Origin of the sequence: Mycetocola manganoxydans (assembly GCF_003667545.1) — a bacterium.
GTDB lineage: Bacteria > Actinomycetota > Actinomycetes > Actinomycetales > Microbacteriaceae > Mycetocola_A > Mycetocola_A manganoxydans.
The window spans coordinates 1-922 of the sequence record NZ_RCUV01000016.1 but is presented as its reverse complement, the minus strand read 5'-3'; the positions used below and the strand labels follow the sequence as shown (position 1 = coordinate 922).

At 61.9% G+C, this 922-nt stretch carries 2 protein-coding genes; both read left to right on the top strand.

What is annotated here, in order from left to right; all coding sequences use genetic code 11:
- Window positions 1-101: 101 nt before the first annotated feature.
- Window positions 102-407, top strand: a complete 306-nt coding sequence (locus D9V29_RS14805) for a hypothetical protein (protein WP_147436278.1) — start codon at window positions 102-104, stop codon at window positions 405-407.
- A 311-nt stretch (window positions 408-718) separates the two neighbouring features.
- Window positions 719-922: hypothetical protein (locus D9V29_RS15045; RefSeq protein ID WP_121673605.1), on the top strand; the 204-nt coding region annotated here is incomplete at its 3' end.

Here is a 922-nt window from a genome sequence, read left to right as displayed (position 1 = left end):
AACGCCTTTGCGTGACGGGGGAGACCACAACGTGTCAGTCGCAAACGAGCGGATGCAAGACCGGCCTAGCCGCGCGAACGAACCACTGTTAATCTGGGGGCATGAGCGACGTGAATGTGAATCCAGAAGAGGCCGCTGCAAAAGCGCGGCAGATTATTGAAGCCGACGTAAACACGCGTGTTGAAGCGGTGCGCTCATTGGCGGATGCCGCCAACCGCTTCGACACTGCAGAGCAGCAGCTGAAGGAAGCAACAGCGACGCATGAGCGTGCTTGGAGTGCGGCGATTAGCGCTGGATGGAGTGAGAAAGATTTGCGAGCAACGGGCGTTCGTGCGCCTGGCGCTTCGGCACCGCGGCCGCGAAAGCGCCGTACCGTGTCTGCCGTTCAGTCGGCTCCTGGGGAGTAACGCACCGCTCCCCCGCTACCCGCTTATGGTCCCACCCGGTTCTCCCAGGTGGGGCCAGTCCTATGTGAGCCGGGTTCTTGTTCTGCTTTGTGGTGGAACTGGTTGCACTGCGCTCACGAGGGAGTAAAGGGTGCTTCGCAGATTCCTCCGGAATCCGACCTGCGGCCGCCCTTGACACCCTCTCCGCTGCGCGCAACTGGCGAGTGTCAACCGATGGCGGGCCATCGGCTGCAAGCCGACAATCCGGAGACCATGAGGACCAACGAGGTCCGATCCGGTTACGTGCTCGCCACCCCGGAAGGACAAACACCATGAGCCGCGAAACGATCCCAGCTCCCCTTCTTCTGACACCAGAAGAGACCAGCGCAATACTCGGCCGCACGCTCGAAGAGCTGCGCCAATGGCGCGTCCAGAACACGGGACCGACCTTCCACCGGCTCGGGGACCGGCTCATCCGCTACAGCCGGGCCGCGGTTGCCGAATGCATAGATTTATCTGTCAGGACCACCACTAGT

Bases quoted from the DNA above. Each gene is read 5' to 3' on its own strand.
- D9V29_RS14805 (WP_147436278.1), top strand. From the start codon at position 102: ATGAGCGACGTGAATGTGAATCCAGAAGAGGCCGCTGCAAAAGCGCGG.